16 protein-coding genes are annotated in these 20870 nt (G+C 32.8%); 10 read left to right on the top strand and 6 right to left on the bottom strand.

The annotated features are described in order from the left end of the window. Window positions 1-236: 236 nt before the first annotated feature. From ACHRVL_RS19785 to ACHRVL_RS19775, 3 genes are all read right to left on the bottom strand, one after another. Window positions 237-1196 (bottom strand): GSCFA domain-containing protein, encoded by a 960-nt coding sequence (locus ACHRVL_RS19785; protein WP_395415063.1) that lies wholly within the window; start codon window positions 1194-1196, stop codon window positions 237-239. 96 nt (window positions 1197-1292) lie between these two features. After that, window positions 1293-2090, bottom strand: a complete 798-nt coding sequence (locus ACHRVL_RS19780; RefSeq protein ID WP_395415062.1) for a hypothetical protein — start codon at window positions 2088-2090, stop codon at window positions 1293-1295. A gap of 232 nt (window positions 2091-2322) precedes the next feature. Next, complete coding sequence (locus ACHRVL_RS19775) at window positions 2323-3120, bottom strand: hypothetical protein (RefSeq protein ID WP_395415061.1); 798 nt, start codon at window positions 3118-3120, stop codon at window positions 2323-2325. Between the two features lie 220 nt (window positions 3121-3340). Here ACHRVL_RS19775 and ACHRVL_RS19770 point away from each other — a divergent pair, with 220 nt between their 5' ends. Next, on the top strand, window positions 3341-5086 hold the full coding sequence (locus ACHRVL_RS19770) for an ABC transporter ATP-binding protein (protein ID WP_395415060.1): 1746 nt from the start codon (window positions 3341-3343) through the stop codon (window positions 5084-5086). Window positions 5087-5374: 288 nt separating this feature from the next. On the opposite strand, the gene alaS is transcribed toward ACHRVL_RS19770, so the two are convergent. After that, on the bottom strand, window positions 5375-8005 hold the full coding sequence (gene alaS, locus ACHRVL_RS19765; protein WP_395415059.1) for an alanine--tRNA ligase: 2631 nt from the start codon (window positions 8003-8005) through the stop codon (window positions 5375-5377). A gap of 272 nt (window positions 8006-8277) precedes the next feature. Between alaS and ACHRVL_RS19760 the strand changes: the two genes are divergently transcribed. The 9 genes from ACHRVL_RS19760 to ACHRVL_RS19720 all read left to right on the top strand — a co-directional run bounded on the left by ACHRVL_RS19760 (window position 8278) and on the right by ACHRVL_RS19720 (window position 16537). Beyond that, window positions 8278-9255: a peptidoglycan DD-metalloendopeptidase family protein gene (locus ACHRVL_RS19760; protein ID WP_129056963.1), complete on the top strand. Its 978-nt coding sequence runs from the start codon at window positions 8278-8280 to the stop codon at window positions 9253-9255. A gap of 46 nt (window positions 9256-9301) precedes the next feature. After that, on the top strand, window positions 9302-9634 hold the full coding sequence (locus tag ACHRVL_RS19755; RefSeq protein ID WP_089053894.1) for a MerR family transcriptional regulator: 333 nt from the start codon (window positions 9302-9304) through the stop codon (window positions 9632-9634). A 34-nt stretch (window positions 9635-9668) separates the two neighbouring features. Next, window positions 9669-10253: a LemA family protein gene (locus ACHRVL_RS19750; protein ID WP_089053895.1), complete on the top strand. Its 585-nt coding sequence runs from the start codon at window positions 9669-9671 to the stop codon at window positions 10251-10253. A 53-nt stretch (window positions 10254-10306) separates the two neighbouring features. After that, a complete protein-coding gene (locus ACHRVL_RS19745; protein ID WP_395415058.1) occupies window positions 10307-10744 on the top strand; it encodes a TPM domain-containing protein in 438 nt (145 codons plus the stop codon). 3 nt (window positions 10745-10747) lie between these two features. Beyond that, window positions 10748-11578: a TPM domain-containing protein gene (locus tag ACHRVL_RS19740; protein WP_395415057.1), complete on the top strand. Its 831-nt coding sequence runs from the start codon at window positions 10748-10750 to the stop codon at window positions 11576-11578. 110 nt (window positions 11579-11688) lie between these two features. Continuing rightward, a complete protein-coding gene (locus ACHRVL_RS19735; protein ID WP_053470541.1) occupies window positions 11689-12102 on the top strand; it encodes an Rrf2 family transcriptional regulator in 414 nt (137 codons plus the stop codon). 251 nt (window positions 12103-12353) lie between these two features. Continuing rightward, window positions 12354-14900, top strand: a complete 2547-nt coding sequence (locus ACHRVL_RS19730; protein WP_395415056.1) for a TonB-dependent receptor — start codon at window positions 12354-12356, stop codon at window positions 14898-14900. Between the two features lie 227 nt (window positions 14901-15127). Further along, on the top strand, window positions 15128-15691 hold the full coding sequence (locus tag ACHRVL_RS19725; RefSeq protein WP_395415055.1) for a hypothetical protein: 564 nt from the start codon (window positions 15128-15130) through the stop codon (window positions 15689-15691). Window positions 15692-15799: 108 nt separating this feature from the next. Then, entirely contained in the window at window positions 15800-16537 is a 738-nt protein-coding gene (locus ACHRVL_RS19720) for a DUF2490 domain-containing protein (protein ID WP_395415054.1), read from the top strand. Window positions 16538-16640: 103 nt separating this feature from the next. On the opposite strand, the gene ACHRVL_RS19715 is transcribed toward ACHRVL_RS19720, so the two are convergent. Both ACHRVL_RS19715 and der read right to left on the bottom strand, forming a co-directional pair. After that, window positions 16641-19391 carry an outer membrane beta-barrel protein gene (locus ACHRVL_RS19715; protein WP_395415053.1) on the bottom strand — a complete coding sequence of 917 codons (2751 nt, stop codon included), beginning with the start codon at window positions 19389-19391 and terminating at the stop codon, window positions 16641-16643. A gap of 158 nt (window positions 19392-19549) precedes the next feature. Then, window positions 19550-20857, bottom strand: a complete 1308-nt coding sequence (der, locus tag ACHRVL_RS19710) for a ribosome biogenesis GTPase Der (RefSeq protein WP_089053902.1) — start codon at window positions 20855-20857, stop codon at window positions 19550-19552. Window positions 20858-20870 lie beyond the last annotated feature (13 nt).

The following is a 20870-nucleotide window of genomic DNA, read 5'->3' as shown; positions in this document are numbered from 1 at the left end:
ATTAGATTATAGTTGCATTTTGTATAAAACGGCATCGCTGCTGTTTACAAATTTGTAAATTTTAATTCTTAACAATTTACACAATTACATGCAATTATTCCAAATTTTATGGGTAAATAATTGTTTTCTTACTTTTTTTGTTCAGCCGTGAAGACACTAATTTGCTGATTTTTTAGAATACATTTAGCAAAAATCTATTGTCTAATACTAATCAAACAACAATATAGTTCTCAAAATTAGAACTTAATATGCGGTAATTTTTCTCCTAAAAGATCTATTTTCTTCTGAAGTTTTACTAAGAATTTTTGATGCTGCTCTGATTCTGGATTAAAACTGCGATGGCGTAAGCTTTTTTGAATTTCATCTACTTCCTGCATTGCTGAAAAGTTTTCTTGTGAAATACAATTCTCACTAAAAAGTTTCCAAATATAATCGATCGCTATTTGGTTAGGATGCAGCATATCTTCGGCGTAAAAACGATAATCGCGAAGTTCGTCCATCATAATTTCATAAGAAGGAAAATAGTTATGAGTTATGAATTGTGAGTTATGAGTACTTAGAACTTGGTGAAGCGCCGTAAATAAATGTGATTTACTTAATTGATTTTCGACAAATCCATCTTTTATATGACGTACTGGAGAGATCGTAAAAATGAAGTTTATATTAGGATTTAAAGCGCTAATTAAATCGATTGTATTTTGAATACTTTTCTGAATTACATCGACTGATAATAACTCTTTTGAAAATTGCTTTTGAGGCACTTTATGACAATTGGCAACGACTTCATTACTTTCAATATTTCTATAAATCCACGAAGTTCCAAAAGTGATAATAATGTGAGTAGCTTCTTTAATTTTTATGTGCGTTTCTGTAACAGCTCTATTAAGTGTTTCGAGTAATTCTTGTCTGTCTGAATTGCTTAAATCAGAATGGACTTCAAAACTATGCCAGCGTTCGTTATGAAAAAAAACATCTTTCTCTGTAAATAAATCTTGCTTGCAAACTCTTTCAACTATTTTTTCAATTGAAACTGGATTGAATATAATTCCAAACGGATTTGTCTCATTCTGAAATTTAAAATAATCAAATTTATCCGCCATATTTTCTGCAAAACAAGAACCAATAGAAAGTACTCTCGAATTATAATCGATTGGATGATTACTTTTTGAAATTGGAATTTGGGTTCTGAATTGCATGGCTTTTTATTTAAACACGAATTTCACCAATTTTCGCCAATAAAAAAACCAAATACAAAAGTATTTGGTTTCTATAATAATAAAGTATGCTTTTAATTAATAAGTAAACTCATAAGATTCAGCAGGTGTGATTCCGTCTCTTTTGAAATTAGTAACTTTTGAAAGGAAATTATTTGCATCATATACGATTTCGCTTTTGTATACATTTGGTGTTTCATTTGAATAAGATGCTGTATACTTAACAATATTGTTCACAGAACTATACACAGAACCTTCACCTTCACTATGATCTATTAGCAAATTGAATCCTGCAATGTTTTTATATGGACTGTTTTTATTGTCATATTCATATTGAGCTGTAAATACAGTACCTGTTTCTGAATCTGTTTGTACACTTTTAACTAGATTTCCGTTTGCAAAAGTTAACACTTCAGAATAAATACTCTTTTTTTCTACAGCACCATTAATATTGTAGCGTTCTCTTTTTACTGTTCCATCTGCGTTATGCGTAAATACTATTCTGCTATTGTATTCACCATTAGGAAATGCTGTCGAAAAACCTTCTGCATATACATACTCTGTAAGTTTTCCGTTTGTATATTTATACGTTGTTACGTCGCTAATAATATCTTTACCGCTTTCAGTATCATAATTAGTTTCTTTTACCATAAGGTTACCATCGTAAGTATAATCAGTTCTTCCTGTTTCATCTTTCATGCTTACAATTTTAGTACCATTGTAAGTTGCTACATAAGTAGAATTTTCTGAAGGATATCCTACACTAGAATATTTAATTGTTTTTGGTAAAATAACATTTCCTTCTTGATTATCATCACTTGAACAAGATGTTAAAACTAGTGCTAAAGCACCAAAAAGGCATAATAATTTTTTCATTTTGATTTGGTTAAAATTCTTAATGGTGCAAACGTAGTATAACCAAATATTAAAACCTTACGGGATTCCACATTAAAAAATACAAATAAGCTTTATATGCTGCGTAATATACTAATGGCAAACAATATAGATAAGTAATTCCTTAGTAAAAAAAGCATCAAAAAATGAAACAAAGTAAAAAAACAAAATACAGAAAGTATTTGGTTTTTTGTCAACATAAAATTATTTATACTTAATAAGTATATTCTGTTGTAGAATCGATTGTCGTGCCATCAGTTCTAAATTCAGTTTTCTTAGTTGGAAATCCATCTGAATTATATTCATAAGTTGTTTTATAAACAGAAGTACCAGAAGTAGATGTATCAGTATGTTTAAGAAGATTATTAACATCTGCCTCATCCTGATCAAGCAATAAACTAAATCCTAAAATATTCTTAGTTGGACTGTTATTTGTATCGTACTCATAAAGTCTTGTAATAACATACACTGGCTCTGAAGCTGTTTGAGAATCTACCTTTTTTATCAAATTACCATTTTGGAATGTCAAAACTTCAAGATAAGAATTTTTTGTTTCTATTCCTGTTGTAGCGTTTGTACTGTATGATTCTTTATTAATTGTACCATCAGTATTATAAGTGTAAACTGATCTGCCTTTGTATTGACCAGTTGGAAATTGTGAAGTAAAATTTTCAGCATAAGCAACGCTTGTTAACTTTTCTAAGTTGTAACTATAGACTACTTCATACGTTTTTGCAGCTTTACCATCTACAATATCATAATCAGATTCTTTTATAATTTTATTTCCGTCATAAGTATATTCAGTTTTGCTATTATTACTGACAATACTCACAATTTTATTTCCGTCGTAAGTAAATGTTGCAGTATTATTTTCATCCGGATAAGCAGGATTAGTATATTTTACCGTTCTAGGCAAAATTGCAGTTTTTGTTTTTCCTGAATCATCATCATTTGAAGAACAAGATGTAATTGTTAAAATCAAAGCACCAAAGAAGCATAAAGTTTTTTTCATAATCAATAAGTTTTATAGTTTATATTTTTTTGCAAAATTAACTACACATAAATCTGAAAATAAGAACCATACGTCTTTTAAGTATCAAAATAAGACAACATATACTTTGATAATTAGATTATAACGGTAAACAAAATTTACATTTTTAATAACAAAAACCAACTTCACAAACTAAAACAATTCCTTACTTTTGCATCTTCCACTTTTCTAAAAAACATCTATGAAATTATTATATTCTTATATAATCAAACATAAAATGCTCTTATTTTTTGCTTTGATTATGGCTTCTATCAACATTTGTTTCAGTTTATCAGACTCTATTATTACGGGTAAATTAATGCAGGACTGCGGTGTTGGACTGGCAAAATACAAAGGAAACGAAATGGCTTTTATAAAATCGTTATCCTTCTGGCTTGGACTTTCGCTTGCTGCGGCGATGATTTCCAGGATTACCAAAAACTTTCAGGATTATTTTACCAATGTCGTAATTCAAAGAACCGGCGCTCAAATGTATACGGACGGGATTAAAAAATCACTTGATCTACCTTATGCTGAATTTGAGGATCAACGAAGCGGTGAAACTTTAAGCAAATTGACCAAAGTACGTTCTGATTCTGAAAAATTAATTACGCTTTCTATTTCATTGATTTTTCAAACCATAATCGGATTCATATTTGTAATTGTTTATGTTGCTCGAATCGATTTTAGAATTTCACTTATATTTCTAATCACAGCGCCAATTATTGCCTTAGTAAGTTCCTATTTAGGAAAAAAGATTAAAGTTGTTTCTAAAAAAATCGTAAATCAAACTAATGCTTTAGCGGGTTCTACAACTGAGAGTTTGCGAAATATTGAACTTGTTAAAAGTCTTGGTTTAACGTATCAGGAAGAAAAACGTTTGAACTTAAATACTTTTAAAATTTTGCATCTTGAATTAGAGAAAGTCCGCTATATTAGAAGCTTAAGTTTTATTCAAGGAACGACAGTTCACTTTTTAAGAACTTGTGTGGTTTTTACTTTATACTATTTCTTATTTGGAAATAAAATTATTGTGGGAGATTTGCTGACAATGGTCTTTTTTACTTTTTTCATTTTTGGCCCACTTCAGGAACTTGGAAATTTCATTATTGCAGTTAATGAAACTAAAGTTTCAATGGAAAATTTTAAAACTTTGTTAAGCGCTCCGAAAGAATTCCGCCCAAAAACACCAAAACATGTTGGTGCAATTCAGTCTTTATTATTCTCTAATGTAAGTTTTCAGCATAAAACGGCAAAATTCAAAGCAGTCGAAAATATTAATTTTGAAATTAAACAAGGACAGACTGTTGCTTTTGTTGGGCCATCGGGCTCAGGAAAAACCACTTTAGTAAAATTATTGGTAGGTTTGTATACACCAGCTGAAGGTCAGGTTTTGTATAACGATATAGAGTCAACCGAAATTGATTTACTTGATTTACGAAAACAGTTAGGTTTTGTAACGCAAGATGCGCAGTTATTCTCTGGAACTATTCGTGAAAACTTACTGTTTGTAAAACCAAATGCAACTGATGAAGATTTATACGACGCTTTAAAAAGAGCAAGCTGCGATAAACTTCTTAAACGTGCTGAAGATGGTTTAAACACTACAATTGGCGAAGGCGGAATAAAAGTTTCTGGCGGAGAAAAACAACGTTTATCGATTGCCAGAGCAATTCTGAGAAATCCAAATTTATTGATTTTTGATGAAGCTACTTCGGCTTTAGATTCGATTACAGAAGAAGAAATTAATGCAACAATCAGAAATATTTCGGATAAAAATAGAATTACTGTTTTAATCGCGCACCGTTTATCAACTGTAATGCATGCTGACAGAATATTTGTTCTAGAGCAAGGTAAAATAATCGAGCAAGGCAAACATGAGGATTTGATTGTAGAGAAAGGGTTGTATTATGCAATGTGGCGACAACAGATTGGCGAGCGTAAGTAGGTTTTCTAAAGGTTCTGAGGTACTAAGATGCTAAGGCTCTAAGTTTTTTTAATAATCAATACACGTACTATTTGTTATTTCGACGAAGGAGAAATCGCACTAGTATATAGACAAAGATCAGCTGCTTTCCCTTGCGGATTTCCAAGTGTGATTTTTCCTTCGTCGAAATGACAGAAAATGATAAAAAACTATAAAATACAAAAGCCGAGAGATTCTAACAATCTCTCGGCTTTTCTTTTGAATATTATAAAAACCTCAGAACCTTAGTCCCTTAGCATCTTAGTACCTTTATTTAACAAAATCAACCGCTTTAGCCAAAGCCTCAGTAATTCCGTCAACATTTTTACCTCCTGCAGTTGCAAAGAAAGGCTGACCGCCTCCTCCACCTTGGATATATTTTCCTAATTCGCGAACAACTTGTCCTGCGTTTAAGTTTTTGGCAGCAACAACTTCTTTAGAAATATAACACGTTAACATTGGTTTTCCTTCGTGAGCTGTAGCAAAAACTACAAATAGGTTATTATAAGAATTACCTAATTCATAAGCTAAATCTTTTGCTCCTTCTGGATTTAAATCTACTTGTTTAGCTAAGAACTGAACTCCGTTGATTTCTTGTAATTCTTTAGCTAAATCTGCCTTCATGTTTTTAGCTTTATCTTTCAATAAAACTTCCAATTGTTTTTTCAATTGAGCGTTTTCGTCTTGTAATGCCTGAATCGCTTTTACAGGATCTTGAGCATTTTTAAGCGCTTCTTTAATTTCACTAAAAGAAACAGCTTGAGACTCAAAATACTCTTTTGCAGCTTCACTTGTAATTGCTTCAATTCTTCTAATTCCTGATGCAACTGCTCCTTCAGAAACAATTTTAAAATGCCAGATATCAGATGTATTTGCAACGTGTGTTCCTCCGCATAATTCAACCGAATCACCAAATTTAATCATACGAACTAAATCGCCGTATTTCTCTCCAAATAAAGCAATTGCGCCTTCTTCAAGAGCTTGATCTTTTGGGATAGCTCTTTTCTCGATTAATGGCAGACTTTCACGAATCCTAGCATTTACAAAATTCTCTACTTCTGCTAATTCCTCGTCACTAACTTTAGAAAAATGTGAAAAGTCAAAACGTAATGAAGAATTACGAACCATCGAACCTTTTTGCTCAATATGAGTTCCTAAAATTTTTCTCAAACCTTGGTGCAATAAATGTGTAGCCGAGTGATTTGATGAAGTTTTAGCTCTTTGTGTAGCATCAACAACAGCATTAAAAGTCCCTGTAATATTTTCAGGCAGCGATTTTGCCAAGTGTATCGTTTGGTTATTCTCTTTTTTAGTATCAATGATATAAATAATATCTCCGTTTTGAGATTCTAAATATCCTTTATCCCCCGTTTGTCCTCCACTTTCTCCATAAAATGGAGTTGCATTGAAAACTAATTGGTAAATTTCACCATCTTTTACACTGTCTACTCTACGGTATTTAGTGATTTTTACTTGATGCGATAATCTATCATATCCAATAAATTCCTGAATATCATCTTCAACAATTACATTCCAGTCTCCAGCCGTCACCTTTGATGCAGCACGAGATCTTTCTTTTTGTAATTGCAATTGTTCCTGAAATCCAGCTTCGTCCAATTTCAATCCTTTTTCAGAAAGAATCAAAGCCGTTAAATCGATTGGAAAACCATAAGTATCATACAATTCGAATGCTTTTTTACCATCGATTGTATCTCCTTGATTATTTAAAATTACAGCGTCTAAAAGAATCAAACCTTGATCTAAAGTACGTAAGAAAGAATTTTCTTCTTCACGGATAACATTCGAACAAAGTGCTTTTTGCGTTCTAATTTCTGGGAAAGAATCACCCATTTGCTCGCTCAAAGTCTCAACCAATTTATAAATAAAAGGTTCTTTAGTATTTAAGAAAGTAAATCCGTAACGAATTGCACGACGTAAAATTCTACGAATTACGTATCCAGCTCCGGTATTAGATGGCAATTGTCCATCAGCAATAGCAAAAGCTACAGCACGAACGTGATCTGCCACAACACGAATTGCGATATTTACTTTATCTTCTGCCTCATTTGAAGCTTTAACAGTATAATTTGCTCCTGTAATAGTTTCAATTTCTCTAATTAAAGGCATGAAAACATCAGTATCATAATTTGATGTTTTTCCTTGCAATGCCATACACAAACGCTCAAATCCCATTCCGGTATCAACGTGTTGCGCAGGAAGTTTTTCTAGAGAACCGTCAGCTTTACGGTTGAATTCCATGAATACATTATTCCAGATTTCAACAACTTGCGGATGATCGTTGTTTACTAAACTTTTTCCTGAAACTGCAGCTTTTTCTTCTGGAGTACGCAAATCAACGTGAATTTCAGAACAAGGTCCGCATGGTCCCTGATCTCCCATTTCCCAGAAATTATCTTTTTTATTTCCAAGAATAATTCGGTCTTCGTCGATTAATGTTTTCCAGATATCCCAAGCTTCCTGATCAAAAGGAACATTATCTTCTTTACTTCCTTCAAAAACAGAAACATAAAGATTTTCTTTTGGAATTTTATACACTTCTGTCAATAGTTCCCAAGCCCAATTGATTGCTTCTTTTTTAAAGTAATCTCCAAAAGACCAGTTCCCTAACATCTCAAACATAGTGTGGTGATAGGTATCGATACCAACCTCTTCAAGATCATTATGTTTTCCTGAAACACGAAGACATTTTTGCGTATCGGCGATTCTTGGACTTTTTGGCGTTCCGTTACCTAAGAAAAATTCTTTAAACTGGGCCATTCCCGAGTTATTGAACATTAAGGTTGGATCGTCTTTAAGTACAATAGGAGCCGAAGGAACAATTGTATGTCCTTTACTCTCAAAAAAATCTAAAAATTGTTTACGTACGTCTTGTGATTTCATATTTAAATTAGAAAATGTGTCAATTTGAAAATGTGATAATTTATGACAACAAGATAATTTAATCAATCTGAAAATGTGATTATTAGAAAAATTCAATTAAAAACTTAAAATTTAAACCAATAAATTTCGTTTTAAAGTATTATCTAATTCTCAAATTGACACATTACCTAATTGTTTTAATTCTTGAAAAAAAGCCTCGAACAACTGAAACATTTACTAATTTTGTTCGACTAACTACTTTTACAAGCTGCAAAAATAGGGTATTTTAAAATATGGCGAAAGTAAAATATTATTACGACTCAGAAAATCTGGCTTATACAAAAATAAAAACCAGAAAAAGGATTAAATTCGGCTATGTTATGCTGTTTTTATTGGCTTCGGCGTTGTTTGGTTTTTTAGTTTTTGTACTTCTGCTAAACACTCCCTATTTTGAAACTCCAAAAGATCGTTTACAAGCACGTGAAATCGAAAATCTAAAACTCCATTATTCTATTTTGAATAAAAAAATGGATGAAATTGACGCTGTTGCTGAAGCACTAGAAGAGCGAGACAATAATATTTACAGGGTTTATTTTAATAAAGCTGAAATTCCAGATTCTATTAGAAAAGCGGGGTTTAGAGATCCTGAAAGATATAAAAGATTAGAAGGATACAATAATTCGCAATTGGTTCTAAACACCACAAAACGAATCGATAAACTTTCAAAGGAGCTGGCTATTCAATCTAAATCATTAGATGAAATATTAAAATTGGCAAGTACAAAAGGAAACTTATTATTAGCCATTCCGGCAATTCAGCCCGTTCAAAATGAAAGTCTAAAAAGAGTTGCATCTGGTTTTGGATATCGAATTGATCCTTTTACGAAAGTGAGAAAAATGCACAACGGAATGGATTTCACCGCCAGCACGGGCTCTCCTGTTTTTGCCACTGGAGATGGTGTTGTCGAAAGAGCTGACGCCGCTGCATCTGGATTTGGAAATCATGTTGTAATCAGGCATGGTTTTGGTTATGAAAGTTTATACGCTCATTTAAGCAAGTACAATTGTCGACCGGGACAAAAAGTAAAAAGAGGAGATATAATTGGTTATGTAGGAAGCACCGGAAGATCTGAAGGACCGCATTGTCATTATGAGGTTCATAAAGATGGTAAAGTCGTAAATCCGCTGAATTTTTATTATGGAAACATTTCTGCAGTCGAATATGTTGCGATTTCTCAAATGGCAAACCAAGAAAATCAGTCATTAGATTAATAGTATAAAAAGTACTATTTTTGAAATAAATTAGAAAGAAAAAAACATGCATATTGAGCTTTCAAAAGATAAAAGATATTTCAGTATTGGCGAAGTTGCCAAAGCTTTTAATGTCAATGCTTCATTAATTCGGTTTTGGGACAGCGAATTTGATATTCTGAAACCAAAAAAGAATGCCAAAGGCAACAGAATGTTTACGCCTGATGATATTACCAATTTACAATTGATTTATCATCTTGTTAAAGAAAGAGGTTTTACACTAGAAGGCGCAAAAACACACTTAAAAGAGGGCCAAAAGAAAACATTAGATAAATTCGAAATAATACGTAAATTAGAGACGATAAAAACACAATTAAACGAAATAAAAAACGAATTGTAATTAAAAATAGAAATAAACTTAAATCAAAACTAATATGAAAAAATGGTTAATCCCCGTAGGAATTATTGTTGTACTAATTGCTATTGTTGCATTTTGGTCAATTGGAATTAAAAATACTGCTTTGCAGCACAGTCAAGCGGTTAACAAAGATTGGGGAAATGTACAAACTGCTTACCAAAGAAGAAATGACCTTATTGGAAACTTAGTAAACACGGTAAAAGGTGCTGCTGATTTTGAAAAATCAACTTTAACAGCGGTTATTGAAGCTCGTGCAAAAGCTACTTCTGTAACTATTGACCCAAGTAATGTAACTCCAGAACAATTAGCACAATTCAACCAAGCACAAAGCGGCGTAACTTCATCATTATCAAGATTATTGGTTTCTGTTGAACAGTACCCAACTTTAAAAGCTAATGAAAACTTCTTGAAATTACAAGATGAATTAGCTAGTACTGAAAACCAAATTTTAACAGCTAGAACTCGTTTTAACGAAAGCGTACAAGTTTATAATGGTTACATTTTATCGATCCCTAACAAATGGTTCTTGAGTGAATACAAAGAAAAACCATACTTTGAAGCTGTTGCAGGTGCAGACAAACCAGTTGAAGTAAAATTCTAAGAAGTTTTAGACTATAAGCTAAAATCTACAATCAAAACTCAAAAATAATTTCAATGTCAAAAGTAGAAGATTTTTTAAGCAAAGAAGAAGAGCAAGAAATTGTTGAAGCTATTCGTATGGCCGAAAAAAACACTTCTGGCGAAATTAGAGTTCATATAGAAAAAACATCTTCTAAAGCTCATTATGACCGAGCTTTAGAAGTTTTTCATGAATTAAAAATGCATGAAACCAGATTAAAAAATGGTGTATTGCTTTATTTTGCTGTTGATGATAAAAATTTTGTCATTTGCGGCGATAAAGGAATTAATGATTTAGTTGCAGACGATTTCTGGCATTGTACCAAAGACATTATGACCAATCATTTTAAATCCGGAAACTTTAAACAAGGTATTGTTGATGGTATTTTGAATGCAGGCGAACAGCTAAAAAAATATTTTCCTTCATTGGCAGACGATACAAACGAATTATCTAACGAAATCTCAAAAGGATAAATAATGAAAAATTCCAAAAATAAAATCTTAAATTCCAATAGAATTTTTCAATTTGCCTTTTTACTTATAGTGCTTTTTACTTCAAATAGTATTTTTGCACAATTTGAGATTCCAAAAAAACCTGATTTTCAAACCTCTGTTTATGATTATGCAAATGTTTTAAGTGCTTCTGAAAAAACGCAGTTAGAAGAAAAGCTAATTCGATACTCTGACTCTACTTCAACTCAAATTGTAGTCATTACAATTGAAAGTTTAAAAGGAGAAGATATTGGAATTCTTACTCCCAAATGGGCACAGGAATGGGGAATTGGACAGGCTAAAGAAGATAATGGTGTATTGATTTTATTGGCTAAAGCCGAAAGAAAAATATGGATTTCACCTGGTTATGGACTGGAAGATCGTTTGACTGCAGGTATTGGCGGAACCATTACTCGTAACATTATTATTCCAGAATTTAAAGCTGGAAGTTATTACCGTGGACTTGATAAAGGTGCCGATGCCCTTTTTGACGTTTTTACTGGCAAATATAAAGGCGAACGCAAACAATCTAAAGGAAAAGATTTCCCAATACTCCCGTTCATTGTAATTGTTGTAATTGTTTTAATTTTACTCTCTCGAAATAAAAGAGGCGGAGGAGGAAATTCTGGCAACAATGGCGGCGGCGGTCCCAGCCTGCTCGATGTAATTATTCTAAGTAATCTTGGAAGAAGCGGCGGCGGATTTGGAGGTTTTGGCGGCGGATCATCTGGAGGTGGTTTTGGCGGAGGCGGTGGCTTCGGCGGTGGATTTGGCGGAGGCGGATTCTCTGGCGGTGGTTCTGGAGGAAGCTGGTAAACTAATGTTTGTTTGCTAAGCCAATTCAGCTAAAGCTTAATATCAAATTTTCTTTGTTTTAGGTTTCAAGTTTAAAAAATCTTACTTTTACAAATTACAATTCAATATAGATGTTATCACATAAAGCAAAATACGCCCTTAAGGCCTTACTTTATTTAGCAGAACAAGACGAAAATCACATTTCTAGAACTATAGAAATTGCTGATGGCGCTAACATTCCTAAAAAGTTTTTAGAACAAATTTTATTAGATCTAAAACGAGGACGTTTTGTGAGCAGCAAGCAGGGAAAATTTGGTGGATATTATCTGATAAAATCAAAAAACGACATCACTTTGGCAGAAATTCACCGATTATTTGACGGTGCAATTGCACTTTTGCCGTGCGCTTCCTTAAATTTTTATGAGCCTTGCTCTGATTGTAAAACCGAGTCTGAATGCAGTCTGCGTCACGGTTTAATGCTTATTAGAGACAAAACTTTGAAGGCAATGGAAGGCATCACAATCGCTTCATTAGTAAACAAATAAAAAAATATTTTCTAATTCCTAGTAAATCCATAGAATTAATTATATATATTTGCCAAAAATAATTAACAAACCATTTACAAAATTTTAACTCATGAAAGCACATTTTAGTTCATCAGGTGTAACAAAACTTTGGCAAAACAATTCTACAAGACTTTTCGCAGTTGTGAAAAGCAATTCCTCTATAATGTGTATGTGTTGATTTAAAAAAATTTTATTTTAAACTCTACTAATCACATATACTTAATATAAGAATGAAAACATTTACACAAAATATCTTTACAATAGTATTCTTTTTAACCTTCTCTTTCTCATTTGCACAAAACATTGAAGGTGTTGTTACAACAAGTGAAAACATTCCTTTAGAAGCCGTAAACGTGGTAGTTAAAGGAACTACTAACAGCGCTGTTACTGATAACAGCGGAAAATTCACAATTGATTCAAAAGGAAGATTACCTTTGACACTTTTAATTCAGTATGTTGGATATACAACAGCTGAAATCGAAGTAACTGCAATACCAGTAAATCCAATTCAAGTGCTGCTAAAAGAAGAAAATGAACTTATTGAAGTTGTGGTATCTTCAAGGCGTCGTATCGAAAAAGTTCAGGATGTGCCAATTGCGATCTCAGTAATTACTGGAAAACAAGCAGAGCAAACAGGAGCTTTTAATGTTAATAGAATTAAAGAATTAGTTCCATCTGTACAACTTTATTCTTCAAATCCAAGAAATACAGGTATCAATATTAGAAGTTTAGGTTCTCCTTTCGGATTAACAAATGATGGTATTGATCCAGGTGTTGGTTTCTACGTTGATGGTGTTTACTATGCACGTCCGGCAGCTACAACTCTAGATTTTATCGACATCGAACAAATTGAGGTATTGCGCGGTCCGCAAGGATCATTGTTTGGAAAAAACACAACTTCGGGAGCCTTTAATATAACAACTCGCAAGCCAAGTTTTACAACTGGTGCAGATTTTGAAGTAAGCTACGGAAATTTTGCTTTCTTGCAAGCTAAAGCTTCGGTAACTGGCGCTTTAGGTAAAAAGGTTGCTGGTAGATTGTCTTTCTCTGGAACTCAACGTGATGGTTTAGTTGATAATATTGTAACTGGAAGACCTACAAATACATTAAACAATCAAGGAATTAGAGGGCAATTACTTTTTACTCCTTCTGTAAATACAAACATTATTCTGGCTGCTGATATTACAACACAACGTCCAGATGGATACGCTCAGGTTATTGCAGGTGTTGCGCCAACACAAAGAGCAGCTTATCGCCAGTTTGATGCTATTATCAAGGATTTAAATTATAAACTTCCAAGTCAAAATGCGTTTGACCGTAAAATTGATCAAGATACACCATGGCGTTCTGGACAAGATATGGGAGGTGTTTCGTTGAATATTGATACCAAAATTGGAGGAGGAACTTTAACGTCTACAACAGCTTGGCGTTTCTGGAACTGGGATCCATCAAACGATAGAGATTTTACAGGATTACAAGTATTGGCTAAATCGCAAAACCCAACAAGACAAACGCAGTTAACACAAGAAGTACGTTATGCAGGACAACTTACATCAAAATTAAGCGGTGTTGCTGGAGTATTCTTCATTGACCAAACATCGCAAACAAATGGCACTGAAGAATCTGGAAATGCACAATGGAGATTTGCTCAAAGTTCAACAAGTCCATTATGGAAAACCCCAGGCCTTTTTGAAGGTTACGGTATCAAAACTGACGCTCGCATTAGAGCATCAAGTGCTGCAGTATTTGGACAATTGGACTGGGCATTAACGGAACGTTTGCATGTTTTACCAGGTTTGAGATATAATTTCGACAAAAAAGATGCTCATTATGCTCGTACAACATATGGCGGATTACAAACAACTGATCCTGCATTGCTGGCTTTGAAAAAACAAGTTTACTCTGATCAAGCTTTTGATTCTAGTACTGACAACACCGATTTTTCAGGAAACATTACTGTTACTTATAAATTCAGTGATAAAATTAATGCTTACGGAACTTATGCCAAAAGTTACAAACCTGTTGGTGTAAATGTTGCCGGTCTGCCAACAGATTCGAAAGGACAACCATTGTTAGATCTTGCAGTTATTAAACCTGAAAAGGTGAATCACTATGAGATTGGAATTAAAACTTCTCCGTTTAAAAATTCTATCTTCAATTTAGCCTTCTTTGATACTGATATTAAAGATTTTCAAACAAACGTTCAAGCTGCAGAATTGGGTGTAAATAGAGGTTACCTTGCTAATGCCGATAAAGTACGCGTAAAAGGTGCTGAACTTGATGCTAGTTTTGTTGTAAATACGCACTTAACTATAAATGCGGCTGCAACTTATACTGATGGTAAGTATGTTAAATTTACAAATGCACCGCTTCCATTAGAAGAAACTGGGGCTCCAGTATCGTTCAAAGATGTTTCTGGAACCGATTTACCGGGGGCTTCAAGATGGGCAGGATCTTTAGGAGGTGAACTTTCTGATAATGCGAGATTTTTTGGAAATGCAGGAAAAGTTTTTGTAGCTGTCGATTCATACGCTCGTTCTGAGTTTTCTTCAAGCCCTTCGGCATCAAAATATTTAGTTGTACCAGGTTATGCAATTTTTAATGCTCGTTTAGGGTTTCGTGCATCACAAGGATTATCAGTTCACTTTTGGGGACGCAACCTTTTAAACAAAGATTATTATGAGCAATTACTGCCTGCAGGAGGAAATGCCGGACAATATGCGGGTGTACTTGGTGATCAAAGAACTTACGGAGTTACATTGAAATACAACTTATAAGTTTAAATATTTAAATTAAAGTTAGAAACTAAATTGACGAGATACGTTTAAAACGTATCTCGTTTTTTTTATCAAAAGAATAAAAAAGACATAATCTGCTGTTTTAAAAACTTTTAGTGGCGTTTAATTTCATTTAAAAAAAGGATCTTTAATAATGTTTTTATGCAAATGAGCTTTTTCTAATCTCAGTAATAGCAATATTAAATGAGAATTAATCAAATACTAAAATGCAGTACTACTACAATTTTACAGTTTCAGAAAATCAGATTTCATATGATCCTTATTGGTACGATAACTCGAGCATGCTTTTACACTCATTTTTAGGGCTTATTATTTTAATTCTAGCAATTATTACATCTTACTTAGATACTCTTAAAAGCGGATTAGTTTTTTCAATTCTTATTATTGCGGCTATGTTTATTCTTAGTACAGCGATATTTATCCGTGGTATTTACATATGGAAAATTAAAAATAAAACGACATTTCTTTTTGACAAAACCAATAATGCTTTTTATAAAATTACACCGCTTTCAAAAAAGAAAGTTATTGCATTAAGCGATATTTTAAGCATTGTTACAAAATCAGATTCACGAAATTTCAATTACATTCTTAAAGTTCAAAACAAAGCTTCAGCTAAAAATATTTATTTAACAAATAATATAAAAAACGAAAACCAAAACAATCCCGAAATTCGTTTTTTAGAAATGGAAATTATCCCTCAATTGGAGTCCTTTTTAAACTTAAAAAAAGAAGGTTTTATCGTTTTCGATTCTGAATTAATTAATATTTAATTTTCAAAACAATCACAAAATCAAACCAAAAGCGTAATAAAAAACGACTCCTATTTCAATTCATTTATTCTCATTTGTATATATTCGCAGCCTGAATTTATTGGTTGAATGAAGTTTTTCAAATTAGTACTTATTTTAAGCTTAATAAGTCCCTCTTTATCGGCGCAAAATCAAAAGAAAACTGATCAACAGACACTGACTTGGATTAGGTATTACAATATCTTGCCTTTGAGCGAGAAATGGGCGCTGCATTCTGAATTTGATAATCGAAGCTTTCTTAATCCTATTCATCAAAACTTATTTGCAATACGAGTTCAAGGACGATATCGTGCTGCTAAAACTATCGATTTAGGCGGAGGTTTTGCTTATTTTAATGTAAATACTCAAGACCCAAATGTTGATCCTGATTTTTCGATTCCAGAATATCGAGCACAGCAGGATATTACTTTTATAAACGATATCGCCAAAATCACTTTTCATAATCGTTTTCAGCTTGAAGAACGCTTTTTTCAGAAAGCGACCAAAACAGAGTTACTTGATAACTACTGGTTTGCTTACCGATTCCGTTATAGACTGCAGTCAACATTTACGTTATGGGAAAAAGAAAAACGAAGTTTAAAAGCAACAATATCTGATGAAATCATGTTTAATTTCGGAAAAGACAATAAACGAAATACATTCGATCAAAACAGGATTTATGCAGCGCTTCGCTATCATATTAACCCAAACATTGGTTTAGAATTAGGTTACTTAAAAAGCTTTCAAAGACGCGCCAGCGGAGTCGATTTTTATGACCGAGATATTATCCGATTTACGATTTATCATAGGATTAATCGGGAATTTTAGATTTTCTAATAAAAAAAACAGCAAATCAGAAATTTGATTTACCGCTTTTTTATTCTTTGTTCCTTTGCCCCTTTGTACCCTAGCAGTTTAGAATCTCAAGAAATCAAAATCCTCTTTGTTTTCTTCCTTTTTTACTTTCGGCAAAGTTTCCAATTTTATAAGCTAGAGAAAACATTACATACCTTTTTAAAACTGTATTTTCTTCATCTCGAATCGAAGTTGGCGAAATAGTTCTTGTTGCACTTTGGTTCTGATTTAAAACATCATATACTTTTACTTTTGCATATAATTTTTTATCTAAAAACCCGTAAGATAAACTCGTATTCCAAAGGAAAAAATCTTTTTTGAAATCGTCTGAAATATTTGAATTATACGTATATCCAAAATCATTTCCAAAGATTAAATTAGCAGGCCAATACGATGTTGTCTGCATATTAATTCTGTGAATTACATTTGAAGTGGCGTCTCTCGAATAATTTTCATAACGTGTTTCATTATAAGATAAACTATAAGATGGCGCAATCGAAAACACTTCTCCATAATCATAAGAAGCGTATACACTTGGAGTAACTACAACCGATTTTGCATAGTACAAAACCGCATTTGTAAATCCTTTATCAAAATTATAATTACCGCTTAAACGCAAACCATATCTGATTGTATGGGCATCTTTTTTAATCTGCTGATTCCAGTTTCCTCCAATCGAAGCTGAATAAGTTCCTGAAATGTTTACATAAGTTGTGTTTCTTTTTCCACTATCATCATAAATCGAGGTAGAAACTACATCATTATTATAATAATCTCCTTTAAGAAATAAACTATAACCTGAACGCGTTCTAAAATCAAAATTCTTAAAATCGATACCTGCGGTATTTTTTTCAATCGGATTTAGATTTGGATTTCCTACAACGCTATTCAGCGGATTATTTAAATCTGCAACTGGCATTAATTGTGTTGCAGACGGAAGCGTATTAGAATAATCGTATTTAAAAGTTAAGTTTTTAGAACGATTAAATTTATATCGAAGCTGTGCTGTTCCATACGGCAGCATATATCTTTTATTCAGATCTGTGGTTTGATTTAAGTAAAAAGAATGATTATCAAACTCCACAATTGATGTTCTGGAATTTACATTAAGCGTAAATTTACTTTTCTGCCAAGTGATACCAACTTTTGGAGTAATCGAATTTTGCTTTGATGTAGTATAATTGGTCAGCGATAAGTTTAAATCTGAATATTCTTGTGATGCATCGTCAAAATTAAATGTTTTTTGATCGTTCATAGAACTCTGCCAGTCAAAATTGGTTCCAAATCTTAATCTAAGTGAATCTGTAACTGGTTCTGTATATTCTACGTCAAGCGAATACGTATCACTTTTTGATTCATTTTTTGCATTCTGATTTCTTTCATCATTTGGCTTATTATCCTGATAAAAAATAGTCTCAGAAATATTGATTCCGTTCGAATCATTTTTAGTGTTATTGTTATTAAAAACCACACTTAAATTTCGAGATTGTTTTTCAAAAGTTTTGTTGAAGTTAATACTATTGGCAAAACTCGTATTAGAACTTTCTGTATGTGACGCAGCTGTACTTTCGTTTAAAGCATCTCCGTTTTCATTCTCAGAGAAAGTCGAAGATTCAGCATTATTGTTTGATTGAGACAAATTCAATTTTGGAGCAAAAACAATCTGCATAGAAGGATTGATTTTGTATTCTAATTCAAAATTGGCTTTATTTCCTGTGTTTTCATTTCTGGTTTTAGAATCTGCTTCGGTCAAAATATTTCCTGTTGGCAAGAAACTAAGCTGGTTCGATTTACTTTCGTTTTTGGTCACAGCATTTGTAAAATTATAACTGCTCATAAACTCCAAATCTTTTGTCCAGTCGTCAGAATAATTAATCCCAGCCAAAGTAGACTGCGTAATTCCCTTTCCTCCGCTGCCAGCGCCTTGACTGCCGCCTCTTGCATTTCGCCCGCCTCCCATATTATCAAACACCTCATCCATAGAAAATCCAGTTGAGTTGATATTGTTGGACGAAGCCAGTACACTTATTTTTTGTTTATTCTTAAAAAAGTTCATCATTAAACTGCTCTCGTAACGTTCGTCTGAACCGTATCCGCCAAGAACTTTTCCAAAATAACCTTTATTTTTTTTCTCGTCGATTGTAATATTTATACTCGAATAATCTGAAGTCGATTCTTGTTTAGCCAGTTCTTCTTTTTTGGTTTTAAAATCAGAAACTTGAACTTTTTTAATAATATCAGCCGGGAGATTTTTAATGGCAATAGCGCCATCTTTATCAAAAAATGCTTTTCCGTTGACTAAAACCTGATTGACTTCTCGCCCATTTACCGTAATTTTTCCTGTATTATCAACATCAAATCCTGGCAGTTGTTTCAATAAAGTTTCCACGTTTGCATCTGGACGCACTTTATAAGATCCTGCATTAAATTCTAATGTATCTTTTTTTATAGTAATTGGCGGTGCTTCACTTTTAACTATTACTTCATTTAAAACATTTGCATTTTCAAGCATATACAGCTTTCCGAAGTCTTTACTTTCTGAAAGTCCTTTTTGTTCTTCGTAATAGGTTTGATATCCCGTATAATTTACCTTTAAGAAAACTGGTTTATCATACTTTTTAGTATTGATAATAAAATTTCCGTTTTTATCGGTCGTAGCATATTCTATAATTGTAGAATCTTTTACAGCTGTAAAATAAACCGTAGCGAGCTCAAGAGGAAGCTGTGAATTAATATCTACCACAGTTCCTTTAACAACAATATTATTTTGTGCATTTGCCGAATAAACAAAAGCTAAAAACAATAGAAATGAATAAATTTTGGTCATAAAATTGGGTTAGTTAGATCAGTAAGACTTAAATAATTGCAAAAGGTTTAATTGTTTATTTTACATTTATTTAAATGTAATTCCGATAAAAAATTGATACTGTTATAGTATAGACACAAAACATAAAAAAATCCCCTATTCAAGGGGACTTATTTTTTTTATTTTTCTCTAATATAAATATCAATCGGAACTCCTGCAAAGTCCCAGTTGTCACGAATTTTATTCTCTAAGTATCTTTTATAAGGTTCTTTTACATATTGCGGCATGTTGGCAAAAAACACAAACTGAGGAGTTTGAGTTGGCAATTGCATACAATATTTAATTTTTACATATTTACCTTTTGTAGCCGGCGGCGGGTATGCTTCAATTACTTTCAACATATATTCGTTGAATTTTGAAGTTGAAATTCTTTGTTTTCTATTTTCAAAAACTTGAACTGTAGCTTCTAACGCTTTTAGTAAACGCTGTTTTGTTAAAGCCGAAACAAACAAAATTGGCACATCAGTAAAAGGCATTAATTCTTTTTTAATTCTTTCTTCGTAATCACGGCTTGACATGGTGTCTTTTTCAACCAAATCCCATTTGTTTACTAAGATTACAACACCCTTACGGTTTTTCTCGGCAAGCCAAAAAATACTTTGATCCTGACCTTCAAAACCACGAGTTGCATCAATTACTAAGATACAAACATCGGCATGTTCAATTGCTCTTACAGAACGCATTACAGAGTAAAACTCTAAATCTTCTTTAACTTTTGCTTTACGACGGATTCCCGCAGTATCCACTAAATTAAATTCAAAACCAAAACGGTCAAATTTTGTATCAATTGCATCACGTGTTGTACCAGCAATATCTGTTACGATATAACGATCCTGACCAATTAAGGCATTGATAAAACTTGATTTTCCAGCATTTGGGCGTCCTACAACTGCAAAACGAGGTAATTCTTCAGTAACCTCAACTGGTTCTTTTTCTGGAAATGCATCAATTAAAGCATCTAATAAATCTCCTGTTCCGCTTCCTGAGATACTTGCAAATGTAAAATAATCTCCTAAACCAAGATTATAAAACTCTATTGCATCTTTCTCACGCATTGCGTTATCAACTTTATTTACAGCCAACAAAACTGGTTTTGTTACTTTGCGCAACAATTTTGCAACCGTTTCATCCATTGGTGTAATTCCTTCTTCTACATCAACAACAAAAATAATAACATCAGCCTCGTCGATAGCAAGCTCAACTTGTTTACGGATTTCACCTTCAAATACGTCATCAGATCCGCGAACATATCCGCCCGTATCAATTACAGAAAACTCTTTTCCGTTCCACTCGCTTTTACCATAGTTTCTATCACGGGTAACCCCAGATACTGAATCTACAATAGCTTCTCTTCTTTGTATCAGCCTATTAAAAAGGGTCGATTTCCCTACATTAGGTCTTCCTACTATCGCAACAATGTTATTCATTTTTTTTGAATTT

This window comes from Flavobacterium sp. FlaQc-28 (assembly GCF_044007415.1).
In the GTDB taxonomy this organism is placed as follows: Bacteria; Bacteroidota; Bacteroidia; order Flavobacteriales; family Flavobacteriaceae; genus Flavobacterium.
Note: the sequence above shows the minus strand (reverse complement) of the source record. Positions and strands in the feature narration are given on the sequence as shown.

Bases quoted from the DNA above. Each gene is read 5' to 3' on its own strand.
- ACHRVL_RS19785 (WP_395415063.1), bottom strand. From the start codon at position 1,196: ATGCAATTCAGAACCCAAATTCCAATTTCAAAAAGTAATCATCCAATC.
- ACHRVL_RS19780 (WP_395415062.1), bottom strand. From the start codon at position 2,090: ATGAAAAAATTATTATGCCTTTTTGGTGCTTTAGCACTAGTTTTAACA.
- ACHRVL_RS19775 (WP_395415061.1), bottom strand. From the start codon at position 3,120: ATGAAAAAAACTTTATGCTTCTTTGGTGCTTTGATTTTAACAATTACA.
- ACHRVL_RS19770 (WP_395415060.1), top strand. From the start codon at position 3,341: ATGAAATTATTATATTCTTATATAATCAAACATAAAATGCTCTTATTT.
- alaS (WP_395415059.1), bottom strand. From the start codon at position 8,005: ATGAAATCACAAGACGTACGTAAACAATTTTTAGATTTTTTTGAGAGT.
- ACHRVL_RS19760 (WP_129056963.1), top strand. From the start codon at position 8,278: ATGGCGAAAGTAAAATATTATTACGACTCAGAAAATCTGGCTTATACA.
- ACHRVL_RS19755 (WP_089053894.1), top strand. From the start codon at position 9,302: ATGCATATTGAGCTTTCAAAAGATAAAAGATATTTCAGTATTGGCGAA.
- ACHRVL_RS19750 (WP_089053895.1), top strand. From the start codon at position 9,669: ATGAAAAAATGGTTAATCCCCGTAGGAATTATTGTTGTACTAATTGCT.
- ACHRVL_RS19745 (WP_395415058.1), top strand. From the start codon at position 10,307: ATGTCAAAAGTAGAAGATTTTTTAAGCAAAGAAGAAGAGCAAGAAATT.
- ACHRVL_RS19740 (WP_395415057.1), top strand. From the start codon at position 10,748: ATGAAAAATTCCAAAAATAAAATCTTAAATTCCAATAGAATTTTTCAA.
- ACHRVL_RS19735 (WP_053470541.1), top strand. From the start codon at position 11,689: ATGTTATCACATAAAGCAAAATACGCCCTTAAGGCCTTACTTTATTTA.
- ACHRVL_RS19730 (WP_395415056.1), top strand. From the start codon at position 12,354: ATGAAAACATTTACACAAAATATCTTTACAATAGTATTCTTTTTAACC.
- ACHRVL_RS19725 (WP_395415055.1), top strand. From the start codon at position 15,128: ATGCAGTACTACTACAATTTTACAGTTTCAGAAAATCAGATTTCATAT.
- ACHRVL_RS19720 (WP_395415054.1), top strand. From the start codon at position 15,800: ATGAAGTTTTTCAAATTAGTACTTATTTTAAGCTTAATAAGTCCCTCT.
- ACHRVL_RS19715 (WP_395415053.1), bottom strand. From the start codon at position 19,391: ATGACCAAAATTTATTCATTTCTATTGTTTTTAGCTTTTGTTTATTCG.
- der (WP_089053902.1), bottom strand. From the start codon at position 20,857: ATGAATAACATTGTTGCGATAGTAGGAAGACCTAATGTAGGGAAATCG.